At 63.2% G+C, this 12,723-nt stretch carries 10 protein-coding genes; 7 read left to right on the forward strand and 3 right to left on the reverse strand.

Annotation, left to right across the window (positions count from 1 at the left end; genetic code table 11):
- Nucleotides 1–668, forward strand: a 668-nt coding sequence (locus C449_RS00100) for an enoyl-CoA hydratase/isomerase family protein (protein WP_006075809.1), incomplete at its 5' end; no start/stop codon positions are given.
- Between the two features lie 37 nt (nucleotides 669–705).
- Here C449_RS00100 and gatE read toward each other — a convergent pair.
- Nucleotides 706–2,610, reverse strand: coding sequence for a Glu-tRNA(Gln) amidotransferase subunit GatE (gene gatE / locus C449_RS00105; RefSeq protein ID WP_006075810.1), 1,905 nt, complete (start codon nucleotides 2,608–2,610; stop codon nucleotides 706–708).
- A 376-nt stretch (nucleotides 2,611–2,986) separates the two neighbouring features.
- On the opposite strand from gatE, the gene C449_RS00110 reads away from it, so the two are divergent.
- The 6 genes from C449_RS00110 to C449_RS00135 all read left to right on the forward strand — a co-directional run bounded on the left by C449_RS00110 (nucleotide 2,987) and on the right by C449_RS00135 (nucleotide 10,572).
- A complete protein-coding gene (locus C449_RS00110; RefSeq protein ID WP_006075811.1) occupies nucleotides 2,987–4,900 on the forward strand; it encodes an acetate--CoA ligase in 1,914 nt (637 codons plus the stop codon).
- Nucleotides 4,901–5,012: 112 nt separating this feature from the next.
- Nucleotides 5,013–6,668: a bacterio-opsin activator domain-containing protein gene (locus tag C449_RS00115; RefSeq protein ID WP_006075812.1), complete on the forward strand. Its 1,656-nt coding sequence runs from the start codon at nucleotides 5,013–5,015 to the stop codon at nucleotides 6,666–6,668.
- A 515-nt stretch (nucleotides 6,669–7,183) separates the two neighbouring features.
- Nucleotides 7,184–7,453 carry a DUF4212 domain-containing protein gene (locus C449_RS00120; RefSeq protein WP_449271581.1) on the forward strand — a complete coding sequence of 90 codons (270 nt, stop codon included), beginning with the start codon at nucleotides 7,184–7,186 and terminating at the stop codon, nucleotides 7,451–7,453.
- 6 nt (nucleotides 7,454–7,459) lie between these two features.
- Nucleotides 7,460–9,166: a sodium:solute symporter family transporter gene (locus tag C449_RS00125; protein WP_394295345.1), complete on the forward strand. Its 1,707-nt coding sequence runs from the start codon at nucleotides 7,460–7,462 to the stop codon at nucleotides 9,164–9,166.
- Between the two features lie 125 nt (nucleotides 9,167–9,291).
- Nucleotides 9,292–9,516 carry a hypothetical protein gene (locus C449_RS00130; protein WP_006075816.1) on the forward strand — a complete coding sequence of 75 codons (225 nt, stop codon included), beginning with the start codon at nucleotides 9,292–9,294 and terminating at the stop codon, nucleotides 9,514–9,516.
- 186 nt (nucleotides 9,517–9,702) lie between these two features.
- On the forward strand, nucleotides 9,703–10,572 hold the full coding sequence (locus C449_RS00135) for a DUF7537 family lipoprotein (protein WP_006075817.1): 870 nt from the start codon (nucleotides 9,703–9,705) through the stop codon (nucleotides 10,570–10,572).
- A 32-nt stretch (nucleotides 10,573–10,604) separates the two neighbouring features.
- On the opposite strand, the gene C449_RS00140 is transcribed toward C449_RS00135, so the two are convergent.
- Nucleotides 10,605–12,197 (reverse strand): PH domain-containing protein, encoded by a 1,593-nt coding sequence (locus C449_RS00140; protein WP_006075818.1) that lies wholly within the window; start codon nucleotides 12,195–12,197, stop codon nucleotides 10,605–10,607.
- Entirely contained in the window at nucleotides 12,194–12,664 is a 471-nt protein-coding gene (locus C449_RS00145) for a PH domain-containing protein (RefSeq protein ID WP_006075819.1), read from the reverse strand. The genes C449_RS00140 and C449_RS00145 overlap by 4 nt, the downstream gene beginning before the upstream one ends.
- Between the last annotated feature and the right edge of the window lie 59 nt (nucleotides 12,665–12,723).

A 12,723-nucleotide genomic window follows, 5' to 3' on the forward strand; every position in this document is an offset into this window, starting at 1 on the left:
ACGAGATCGATCACCTCCTTTCGACGACTGATCCGGACGAGATTCGCTGCGTTACCATCGAGGGCACCGGAGAGCGCGCGTTCTCGGCGGGCGCGGACGTCACCGGGTTCGCCGACACCGAGCCCGCCGACGTGCTCCGCGCGACGCCGACCTACGAGACCGTCGCGGAGTTTCCCCGACCCGTGGTCGCGAAGATCGAGGGGTACTGCCTCGGCGGCGGCCACGAACTCGCCTTGGCATGTGACATGCGGATCGCGACCGAAGGTTCGACGTTCGGCCAGCCCGAGATCGGGCTCGGCCTGATCCCCGGCGGCGGCGCGACCCAGCGACTCACCCGCCTCGTGGGGGCCGCGCGCGCAAAGGAACTCGTCTTCCGCGGCCACCAGATCGACGCCGCGACCGCAGCCGACTGGGGGATGATCAATCGTGCGGTGCCAGGCGACGAACTCGACGACGCCGTAGAAGAAGTCGTCTCGGACATCGTGAACGGCCCGCCCGTGGGCCTCGAAGTCGCGAAGAAAGTGATGAACGAGGGCGCGGACGCCGATCTCGACGCCGCCCTCACGCTCGAACGCCAGGGGTTCTCGATCCTGATGGGGACCGACGACGTGGCCGAGGGCACCGCCGCGTTCCGCGAGGACCGCGACCCCGAGTTCGAAGGACGCTGACCGTTCGAACCAGATCGAAATCCCTTTGATCGCTGTCTCAGGCCCGTTTCTGGATCTCTTCGCGCAGGAGTTCGCTCACGGTGTCGCCCTCCGCGCGGCCGCCGAGCGCACCCATGCACTCGCCCATCAGTCCGGAGAACGCGCCCATTCCCTCCGTTTCGACCTGGTCCGCGTTCCGCTCGACGACCTCGACGACGACCTCGCGGACCTCCTCGCTCCCCGCACTTCCGAGTCCCTCGCGTTCCGCCGCCTCGGTCGGCGAGAGTTCCGGATTCTCGGCGAGCGCCGTGAGGAGATCGGGCAGCCCCTCGGTCGTGACCTCGCCAGCGGTAAGTAGTGAGAAAGCATCGAGAAACCGCTCGTCGTCGAGTTGCTCGACCGGAACGCCGTCGCGCCGGAGTTCGGTGACGGTGCTCTCGACCGTTTGAGCCGCGAGCGTGGGGTCGACGCCCTGCCCGACCGCCGCCTCGAACAGACTCATCCGGCGGCCGTACGCGACCTGTTCGGCGAGACCGGCATCGAGACCGTGTTCGGATTCGTACCGCTCGACTTTCTCGGTCAGGAGTTCCGGGGGTTCGACGTTCTCGATGTCGAGTTCTACAGGGGGAACGTCGGTCTCGGGGTACATCCGCGCCGCGCCAGGCAGCGGGCGGAGATACTCCGAAGTGGTCTCCTGGACTCCGCGAGTCTCCTCCGGCACGCCCGTGATCGCCGCGCGGGCGCGCTCCGCGACCGCCTCGATCGCCGCCGCGGCCGGTTCGGGGGCGGCGGCGACCATCGCCACCGCGTCGTCCTCGTCCGCGTCGACCGCGTTCCGGAGCGCGTCGACCTCGCTTTCGGTCACGCCGTACGCCGGGAGCTCGTCGGTGTGGAAGATCCCGCCGACACCGTGGCGCTTGGCGTGATCGGCGAACTCGGTGCCGAGCCGGCGATCGGGCTGGATTTCGCGACCCACGAGCCCTGCGAACCCCTCCAGTCGAACGGCCATCGCGCGGCCGTCGCCAGAAAGCGCGCCACCGATCACGCCGCTCTCCGTCTCGGCGAAGACGTCGGTCACGTCCTCGGGATCACCGACGCTCGCATCCCGATCGGAGAGTGCGTCACGGATCGCGAGGAGTTCGACCTGTCTGTGGACCTCTTCGGCCACAATCTCGTCGATATCGTCAAGGCTCTGGACTCCCTTGAGTTCGACGCGCGCACCCGCCGCGATCGAGACGTTGACGTCCTGGCGGATGGTGCCGAGGCCGCGCTTCACGGTGCCAGTCGAGCGTAACAACATCCCGATTCGTTCGGCGGCCTCCTTCGCCTGTGCGGGCGAGGTGATGTCGGGTCGAGTGCCGATCTCGACGAGCGGGATTCCCAACCGATCGAGGGCATATCGAACGCCCGAGTCAGTCTCGTCGACGCGACCGGCGCTCTCCTCTTCGAGCATGAGATCCTCGATTTCAACTGTGCCCGCCGAGGTCTCGATCGCGCCGTCGTCCGCGACGAGCGCCGAGCGTTGAAAGCCCGCCGTGTTCGAGCCGTCGATCACGAGCTTGCGCATGACGTGGGCCTGGTCGATCGGCGTCATGTCGAGCAGGGCGGCGATTTCGAGCGCCACCTCGACCGCCTCGCCGTCGATTCGCCCCGGCGGCTCGTCGTCGGCCTCGACCAGACAGGTGGAGTCAAAGGCGAGGTACTCGAACTCGCGCTCGACGCTCGCCTCCTCCAGCGCGGCGACGTCGATCTCGCCGAGTTCGCTCCGTGTGGGGTGGAGGTATCGGCGGAACCGATGGGTCGAGTTGCCGGGCTCACGTCGATCGGTCGGACAGCCACAGAACAGTTTGGTCTCGGTGTCGAGCTGTTGGTGAATTTCGAGACCCGCGACGAGGCCCAGCTCCTCGTAGTCGTGGTCGTGACCCGGATCATCGTCGGGATCGTGGTCTGACTCCGCGCTCATTGAGGCGACCTGCGGCGCGGAGCGACAAAAACCCGTCCAGTCGTCGCGGCGCGATACCGGCCATCGGATGCGACGGCGTCTCGGCGTTCACGCGGGCCAGTCAATGACAGATGTGGGGTTGATCACACGGAACGTATGCGTTTTTATTCCACATATCGTGGGAATTGTCGCACAATATCCAAGTCACACATCCATCAGTAGCAGCGCTCGAAACAGTTGGAGCAACCACACCAACGATTGGCGACGTGTTGATGTCGGCGGAAAAGACGGGCAGTGATCGCCACCGCATCGATCACTCACCCGGAACAGTACGGTGGCTGGTGTGGTATGTGGAAGACCCACAACTTTAGTCGTGGGTCGCCTGACAATCGAATCAATGGACGCCGACGACGCGATCGATCCGCCACCCGCGTTCCGCAAACGGGCCACCCTGACGAGTGACCCACGTGAGCACTTCAGCGATGAGTGGCCCGAAGCGTGGGATGCCGCCGGCGACCTCCTCGATTGGTTCGAATCGTACGACGCGGTTCTCGACGACGAAACACCGCCGTTCGAATGGTTCGGTGGTGGGACGCTCAACGCCAGCCACGAGTGTCTCGACCGCCATCTCGACGAGCGGAAAAATCGCCTCGCGATCCGGTGGGAGGGACAGCTCGGCGAGACACGCACCTACACCTACCTCGATCTCCATCGCGAGGTCAACGAGTTCGCGGCGGCCCTCCGCGAACGCGGTGTCGGGGAAGACGACGTCGTCACGCTCTATCTGCCGGTGGTCCCCGAACTGGTGGTGGGAATGCTCGCCTGTGCGCGCCTCGGTGCACCGCACAACGTCGTTTCCGCGGGCTTTTCGGCTGACGCGCTGGCGGCACGGATGGAGCGTGCCGATTCGTGCTTTCTCGTGACCTGTGATGGGTACTACCGACGCGGTGACGCGGTCAACCAGAAGCGCCGTGCGGACAACGCTCGATTGGCCATCGACCACGATCTCGAAGCCACCGTCGTCGTCGAACGACTCGGCGACACCCAACTCGGGGCCAACCAGTACGAGTACAGTCAGTTGCTCGCTGCCAACGCTGGGCGCGAAATCGAACCGGTCGCCCGCGACTCGACGGAGACGCTGTTTTTGATCTACACATCCGGGACAACCGGAGAGCCGAAGTCCGTCACGCACACCACCGGTGGCTATCTCGCTCACGTCGCGTGGACCGCACGCAACGTGCTCGATATCACGTCCACGGACACCTACTGGTGTTCGGCCGATATCGGTTGGATCACCGGCCACTCCTACATCGTCTACGGTCCGCTGAGTTTAGGAACGACGACCATGCTCTACGAGGGGACCGCCGATCATCTTCGAAAGGATCGACTCTTCTCGATCATCGAACGCAACGCTGTCGACATCCTTTATACGGCACCGACAGCGATTCGATCGTTCATGAAGTGGGGCGAGGAGTACCCCGCCCGCCACGATTTATCGAGCCTCCGGCTACTCGGCACCGTCGGCAAACCCATCGACCCGCGAGCGTGGAAGTGGTACTACACCCACGTTGGGGGCGAGTCGTGTCCTGTCGTCGACACGTGGTGGCAGACCGAAACAGGGGCCATCCTCGTCTCGACGCTGCCCGGTATCGATACGATGAAACCCGGCTCCGCCGGGCCGCCGTTACCGGGTATCGACGCCGCCATCGTCGGCCCGGACGGCAGCGAGCAGCCAGTCGGCGAGAGAGGTATGCTCGCGGTCAGGACGCCGTGGCCGGGAATGCCCCGAGAACTCGCAGAGGCGACCGACTGGGGGGCGAGTGCCGTTGCGGGCGATGAGTGGCGGTACATCGCGGGCGACGAGGCGATCGCCGACGATGACGGATACATTCGTGTTCTCGGTCGGCGGGACGACGCCATCACCGTCGCCAACCAGCGAATCGGGATCGCGGAAATAGAGAGCGCCGTCGTCAGCGTTGAGGGTATCGCCGAGGCCGCAGTCGTCGGCGTCGATCACTCGACGCGGGAAACGGCGGTGTACGCCTACGTCAACCCGGCGACACAGCAGGCTGCCGACGATGCACTCCACGAGGCGGTTATCGCTGCCGTCGAGGAGGCGATCGGACCAATGGCCAGTCCCGAACGAGTCATCTTCACGCCAGAACTCCCGAAGACCCGTTCGGGAAAGATCATGCGCCGGCTGTTGGAATCCGTCGCCAACGATGAAGACTACGGCGACCTCAGCGCGCTACGCAACCCCGAAGTCGTCGGCGAACTCCGCTCGAATGACGATGAGATTTCGAATGAATAGATTGTTCCGAAACTTCACTACCGTTTTGGAGAACCATGCGGGAGCCAACAGCGGCGAGCGGGCGTAGCGACCGTAGCACCTATTTCGCTTCTCAAAATAGAATCGAAACAGAATGGATGGGCTAGCCCAGTTCCTCTGTACGGGTGGCTACGAGCGTCTTCGTCGGGCGACCCGGACCCACCGTGGCGATCTCGTTGTCCGACTGTGTGGAGAGGTCGGACTTCAGCCGAGTGAAGTGGTTGCCATCAGCCCCGCCGACGTTCGCCAAACAGGCACAACACGGCTGCTCGACGTTGGAGACCGCGAAGCATTCGTTCCAGCAGCGGTGGCCCATTCGATACAGAAGTACGCCCAGTCGGTCGACGATACCGACCCACTCGTGGACGTCTCGGAGCGTCGTATCCAGATGTTGGTCAGCGAGAGCGGCACGCGAGCCGCTGACGCGACCGGCGACAACCGATTCCGGGACGTCTCGACACGGAACCTCCGGGCCGCCCACGCCCGTCAACTGTTACACGACGGTGTTGATGCACGAATCGTCCTCGCAGTGACTGCCTACGAACGGGTGGCCGCGCTGGAACCCTACCTCCCGACTCCGGATCGTGAGACGGTCGCGGCGGCTCTCTCGGGGAAAAGTGCACTGACAGCTGACGGCCTACCCGCCTGGCTCCGGCGAGCAGTGCGTGTCGTGGCCGATGTGGGGGAGGAGCTCATGGTCGCCACTAGCGCATCGGACATCCACGAGACGGTCTGTGGCCGACTGGCTGATACGGACGGCTATCGCTTCGCATGGATCGCGGAGACGACTGGCGATGGTCTCACGGTTCGGGCACACGCCGGCGTCGCAGCCAACAGTGTCGACCAAATGCTTGCCGACCGGAGCGACCTCGTCACCGACGTGGTCGAGGAGCAGACAATCCGAACCGTAGATGTCGGGGACACCACGCTACTTGCTGTTCCACTCGCCGGGGAGATGACCCGTGGCCTGCTCGGAATTGGAACGCTTCGGGAAGACGTCGACGCTATCGAGCGTGACTTACTCGGTGCGCTCGGTGCACAGGTCGGTCACGCACTCGCCGTGATCGAGCATCGACGGCTGTTGCTCGCCGATACAGTGACCGAACTGACGTTCGATATCGGGCGCGAGGCAGCGTTCCTGCCCGAAACCGCGGCTACACTCGACTGTGAGTTCGAACTCGTCGGCATCGTCCCCGCCGACGAGGGGGTGCTCTGTTATGTCACCACCCGAGCGGTCACACCGGATGCGGTCTTCGAACGCGCGAGCACTACCGATGAGGTGAGTGACGTTCGGTTCGTCAGCGACGACGAGACGGGCATGCTGCTCGAGCTCATGCTTCGGCGTTCCCCGATTCGGACGTTCGCGAAGCTCGGTGGCCAGATTCGATCCTACGAGGTTGGGTCGCAGGGTGGGCAGTTGGTCGGAGAAACACCGACCGACGCAAACGTTCGGAGTATCGTCGAGACCATGACAGATACGTTTCCCACGGCCCATCTGACGGCGAAACGGGAAACCGAACCCGAGACCGCAACCGACGGCCGGTTTCGAGAGACACTAACCGATGACCTTACCGAACGACAGACTGCAGCGCTCCGATCAGCCTACTTTGGCGGGTACTTCGAGTGGCCACGTGACTCCACGGCCGAGGAACTGGCCGACTCCCTCAGCGTCTCGTCGCCGACTCTCCACCACCACCTTCGGATTGCGCAAAAGAAACTCCTCCAGTCGTTCTTCCACGACAGCGGATAGTGCAAGACCACGAAGCAGCTATGGACATCTCACTCTAACTGTCTAGCCATACCCAGTGCTACGAGTACGATACTCATGTGAGACGATAGCGAATGCTTTGACAGCCACAGACCCAGTAGAGGTTTCGTAGCCGACGAACCACCGGAGTTTGGGGTCCTAACGAGGTCATTGGAATAATTAGCAGGTTTCTTTATGATAGACGCATCGGGAGAGCTACTCGCCTATGCCGAAACAAAACGTCGAACTGGAAGCCCTGGTGGCTGACCAGGATGAGTTCGAGCCATCGGGATCGTTCGTCGAACAGGCAACCGTGTCCGCTCCGTCGATCTGCGACGAGTTCGGTGGCTGGATACGCGGACAATCACGGCAACAATGGTAACACAATGACCGACAGCCGCCCACAGACGACGAACGAATCGAGAACGACGGAAGCTGACGGTGGGGTGACGACGAACCACCGTTCCACCGACTATCTCGACGCAGAAGTGAACATCTTCAATCCGGATACCGCGTTCATGCGCGATCACCTGAAACTGATCTGGACGACGTTTCTGGCTTGGTCGGTTGCGGTCTTCGGGCCGGTAACGGCTGCACTCGTCTTTCCCGAACTGATGACCGGGACCATCGTCCTCGGCTTCCAGTTGCACGTTCTTCTGACGGGTATCGGCGCGCCGTTCGGCGCGCTCGTTCTGTCGGCGGTGTACGCCTACCGACCCGACCGAACCCGAGACGCTCGCCGATCTNGCGCCATCAGAGATGTGTATAAGAGACAGAGATGGCGGTGAGAACGCATGAGCATGGATGTTCTGTTGCAAGTCGTGCCCGAGGGACTCAATATCGGCTTCAAGCTCATCCCGGCGCTCACGACTATCGGGATGTTGGTCGCGTTCCTCGCAGTCGGCTTTTTCTTCCGCGTGGCCGATACGGACAATCTCTGGGTCGCCGGTCGGTCGATCGGAAACATCGAGAACGGGATGGCGATCGGTGCCAACTGGATGTCGGCGGCGTCGTATCTCGGCGTCGCAGCGACCATCGCCACGCTCGGGTACTTCGGCCTGGCGTATCTCGTCGGCTGGACGGCGGGCTATTTCATCCTCCTCATCTTCCTTGCCTCGCAGTTCCGTCGGTTCGGTAAGTACACGGCACCGGATTTCGTCGCGGACCGGTTTTACTCCGACACTGGCCGTGCCATCGCGGCGGTGACGACGTTGTTCATCGCGTACGTGTACGCCGTCAGTCAGGGACGCGGCATGGGGCTGATGTCAATGTATCTCTTCGGGACGAGCTACACCCAGGGAGTGATCCTCCTCATGGGCGTCACCATCGGTTACGTTGCCCTCTCGGGAATGTTAGGAACGACCAAGAACATGGCGCTGCAGTACGTGATCCTCATCATCGCCTTCCTCGGTGGACTGTACGCTGTCGGCTGGACGCAGGGCTACTCGACGGTGCTGCCGTATCTCGAGTTCGGTGACGAAGCGACACTCGTCGCCGAAGAGATCGCGCGCGAATTCACGGCTCCCTTCGCCAACGCCGGCTACTACGAATGGGTGGCGCTGTGTTTCACCCTGATCGTCGGTACCTGTGGGCTACCACACGTGCTGGTGCGTTTCTACACGGTCGACAACGAGCGGACGGCTCGGTGGTCCTGCGTCTGGGGGCTGTTTTTCATCTGCCTGCTGTACTGGGGTACCGCTGCATACGCCGCATTCGGCACGCTGCTGTTCGACCAGAGCCAAGCGCTGTCGTTCCCCTTCACGTCGGACCAGGGTGATGTCGTGGTCGTTCTCACGGCACAGCTCGCCAACCTCCCCGAATGGCTCGTCGGTCTCGTCGCCGCCGGGGCGGTCTCAGCGGCGTTGGCGACGGTTGCAGGGCTGTTCATCTCCGGCTCGTCGGCTGCCGCACACGACATCTACACGAACCTCTACAAACCCGAGGCATCCCAGCGCGAGCAGCTCATCGTGGGCCGGTTGACGATACTCGGACTCGGGATTTTGGTAGCGGCGACAGCGATTGCCGACATCGGGGTCATTGCCTCTCTCGTCGCTGTGGCGTTCGCGATCGCTGGTGTCGTGATGTTTCCCGTGTTCTTCCTCGGTCTTTGGTGGGAGCGCACCACTCGAGAGGGCGCTCTCGCCGGGATGCTCGTCGGACTGACGATCTCCATCGTGACCATCATCAACGACTACGCTGCACAGGTGATCGGCGGTGAGGGCCCGCTTGTACCAGCGCTCAATGCGGTGCTGCCGGCGACATCGACGGCGCTCATCGGTGTCCCGGTCGTGATGGCCGTCATCATCGCGATCTCACTGGTCACTGACGATCCACCAGAAGAGGTCAAACGTCTGGTTCGGCAGTGTCACAGCCCCGAACCAATGAGTCGGATGGAAAGTGCCGAAGAGGTTGCCACCGACGGTGGTGAGCCATCCACGGAATCGCGAGCCACGTCAGCACGAGGCGCTCCAGATGAGGGGGACGATGGCCGTTCTCGTTGAAAACGGTCGAAGCGTCGGGGCGCTTCGGTTCCCTGCAAGCAGCGATGTCGGCACGAGCGGCCGTCACCGGTGGCACACTCCGTCGGCCTCGACGGGAGCGATTGCCGCGCTTGGAGGCCGATGAGATGAGTTTCCGTGAAGCCGTCGGAGACCACATCAGCGAACACCGCTCCGGCATGCTCGTCGACCTGGTGTTCGCGTGCAGTTGGGTGACGATGGTCACCGTTCTGTTCAGGGTGCTCGATGGTCCAGAGTGGGCCTACTACCTGTGTATGCTCGCGGGTGTGATTGCCTACTACGGGTTTTTCGCGTCCGTTGCGATCGCACGAGAGAACGAGACGATCTCGTAAGTGTCGGAATCCTTCGTCGATACGGCCGAGAAGATCTTTGCTACAGTTGATTAGATCTGGTGGCGAGGTGATTTTTCGACAAATCATCGATCCATGATGTGAGAGTTCTGGAAGGGTTCCGCTGTCCATACACGAGAGTCACGATTGGAACAAGACTTATTTGCTAACGAGTGACAGTCACGGGGCGTGAACCGTTCGCAGGCCCTCCTCATCGCTGTCGCCGTGGTGGTCGTGCTCTCGGGCTGTAACGCTCTCACCGGCAGCGACACCGAAACGGACACACCAACCGTTACCCCGGCCGCCGTACCGACCGACGAGCCGACACCCACGCCGGTGCCAATGCTCGCGCCGGGACTCACACGGGCAGGCGTCGTGAGTGCGAGCGATCTGGCGGACGCTCACGACACGAATCTCGCCGATGGATCGTTCAGATTGTATACGAACCAAAGTGTAAGATACGACAACGGAACGCTCCGGGTCCGGCTAAATCAAACAGCGCGAATAGCGAACGGTTCTGGCTCGTTTTACTCCGTCGGTGAGTACAAAGGGTTAATCACACAGCCGCCAGTGAACTTCCCAGAGCGGTTCAAAACGTGGTCGGACGGCGAACAGGTATTCACCGCGTCTATTCAGGAAAACAACACAAGCTACCGGCGAACCAGACAGAGTCGCGCCGACTACGACTTCCGAAGAAGTAGTCGATTTTTCACTCTGTTCAACGCACTCGAAACGCGTGTCGTCGGCCAGGAGACGCGAAACGACACGAAACTCTACATAGTCCGGGCGACGAACCTCACAAACCCCGAATACCTCCCAGGCATCTATCCAGTAGGCGCTACCGAAAATCCACGAAACATCTCATTCCGGGCGCTCATCGACTCACAGGGCATCGTTCGGTCGCACTATCTCGCCTACACTACGACCGACATCCAGCGGGGCGTCAACACCACGAACCGCATCACTCAGTCGGTTCGCTACACCGATATCGGATCGACGACCGTCGATCGACCTGATTGGTACGAGGCAGCGAACCGAACGATCACGGTGGCAGAATGATCGGTGGGGATTTCGAGCGAGTGAATCGGTGACTATCCGCTGTCGTCACGGTCCTCGTTCGTCGAGACTCGTCCGAGCGGTGCGTTGCCGGAGGGGTTGCTCGTCGGGTGCGGATTTCGGCGCGCGGTGAGGCTCGCTTGCAGCCCGCGTCGGACCCGTTCGCGGAGTTCGGTGGCCTCGCTCGCGTCGAAATCCACCGCGCGTGCGCCCCGGTCGGTGACCGAGAGCGACCCGGCGGTATCGATCGCGACCGTGGCGAGCGACCGCCACCGCTGGAACGGCGTCGCGGTCTGGATCACGGTTTGCACGCGGTAGGCGGGCACGACCGCGATCGAGCGCCGCCAGAACCCGTTGCGCGTCTGGACGTGTCTGCTACCCACGTCGTACCCGCGATGGAGCCATTTGTAGTGGCCGGCGACCGGCATGAGGACGATCGCCGCGAGCGGGGCGTACCAGTAGCGGAGGAGCGATACGTCGAGGAAGGTGTTCGCGATCCAGAGCACACCCGCGAGCAGGCCAAACGCGAGCGCGTACCGGACCGCGTAGCGCCGCCTGGCACGGCGTGGCGGACGAGTGAAGTCCGGCTCCTCGAAATCGAACCCCTCGATCGAGCGTGCGAGTTCGAGTACGCGAGCGCGACCCGCGAGCGGGATCGCTGCCTCCGAACCGCCGGATGGCCCCTCGCCCGGCGTGTAGCCCGCAGTCTCGATCGCGAGCGACGCGTAGCCGACCTGGCGCATCAGAACGTTCTCGCGCACGTCGATCTGCTGGATCTTCTCGATCGGGATCGAGCCGTCGTATCGGCTGAGCAGTCCGCGCTCGTACCGGAGTTCGTCACCGATGCGGGTGAGACGGAAGTCGTAGTACCGTGCGGCGGTCACCGCGGCGGTGCCGACCCACGAGACGATCGCCAGCGCCGCCCCACGCGGCCCGACGGTGAACGCGCCGGTCTCGGCGAGGAGATCGGGAATCGAGATCCCGACCGTGGGAACGGCGAAGAAGAGTACGGGCAGGAGCGCCCGGAGGTCGGGAGCCACCAACCCCAACACCACGAGGTTCCGTGGTGAGAGTGCGAACAGCAACTCCTCCGGCTCGTCGTGGTGTCGAGGTTCGGCTGCGTTCTCGCCGGCTGGGGTCTTGGTAGTCCCGTCCTCGGTGCTTGCCTCCCCGCCGGTCTCGCCCCGTTCCTCGCGTGCGCCGCGCCGCAGGTCGCGCTGGAGGCGTTTCGCCTCGTCGTACCCCACGTACCGAAGGCTCGCTTCGGTCTCGCCACCACCGGCGGTCTCGACATCGACGACTGCGATCGAGAGGGCGCGCTGGACGATTCCTCGAGAGATATCGACGTTCTGGATCCGGCGGAGTGGGATCTCGCGCTCACGACGTGAGATTACACCCGAACCGATGTCGAACGTGTCCGCCGTCACCTCGTAGTCGAACCGACGGTAGTAGACGAACTCGTACGCCACACCGACGAGCGCACCGAGGAGAACCGAACCGAAGATGAGGACTGGGCCCGTGAGCGGCGTGACCGATCCGACGACGAGACTCCCACCGAATAACATCGAGCCAGTCTGTATGGCGCGTGAGACCGCCCGGAGCGGGAGCGAGAGCGGGTGGAGTTTCACACCGCGTCCTCCGGCTCGCCGGGTTCGCTCTCGGTGGCGAGCCGACGGAGCTCGGCCTGGATCGTCTCGGCGCGTTCGGGCCGGAGCCCGGGAATCGTGACGTCAGCTCCCCGCGAGCCCGCGGTGTAGACGACCACGCTCGACAGGCCGGCGAGCCGTTCGATCGGTCCCCGTTGTGAATCTACGTGCTGGACCCGAACGAACGGGACGACCGAGTTCACACGGGTGAGAACCCCGCGTTCGAGCGTGACCGCGTCCGTCTCGATGTCGAATCCCCAGACCCGGTATCGCTGTAGCGTGTAGGCAACACCGACGATGGCGAGGACGACAAAGACGACGGGACCGACCCAGACGCCGATCTCGAACCATCGTCGGTCGGCGAGCGCGACCGCCACAGCCACTACCAGCGCCGTGAAGAGCGAACCCCCGAGCCAGATGATCCGCACACGAGGATCGAGCCGTTCCATACCGCGGGCTACCGTCCCACCCCACATAAACCCATCCGCGTCAGGCGGTTAGGAGGATG

Source organism: Halococcus saccharolyticus DSM 5350 (assembly GCF_000336915.1).
GTDB classification, from domain to species: Archaea; Halobacteriota; Halobacteria; order Halobacteriales; family Halococcaceae; genus Halococcus; species Halococcus saccharolyticus.

Excerpts from the sequence above, each read along its gene's own strand:
- C449_RS00125 (WP_394295345.1), top strand. The coding sequence starts at position 7,460 with ATGAGCATGGATGTTCTGTTGCAAGTCGTGCCCGAGGGACTCAATATC.
- C449_RS00130 (WP_006075816.1), top strand. The coding sequence starts at position 9,292 with ATGAGTTTCCGTGAAGCCGTCGGAGACCACATCAGCGAACACCGCTCC.
- C449_RS00110 (WP_006075811.1), top strand. The coding sequence starts at position 2,987 with ATGGACGCCGACGACGCGATCGATCCGCCACCCGCGTTCCGCAAACGG.
- C449_RS00115 (WP_006075812.1), top strand. The coding sequence starts at position 5,013 with ATGGATGGGCTAGCCCAGTTCCTCTGTACGGGTGGCTACGAGCGTCTT.
- gatE (WP_006075810.1), bottom strand. The coding sequence starts at position 2,610 with ATGAGCGCGGAGTCAGACCACGATCCCGACGATGATCCGGGTCACGAC.
- C449_RS00145 (WP_006075819.1), bottom strand. The coding sequence starts at position 12,664 with ATGGAACGGCTCGATCCTCGTGTGCGGATCATCTGGCTCGGGGGTTCG.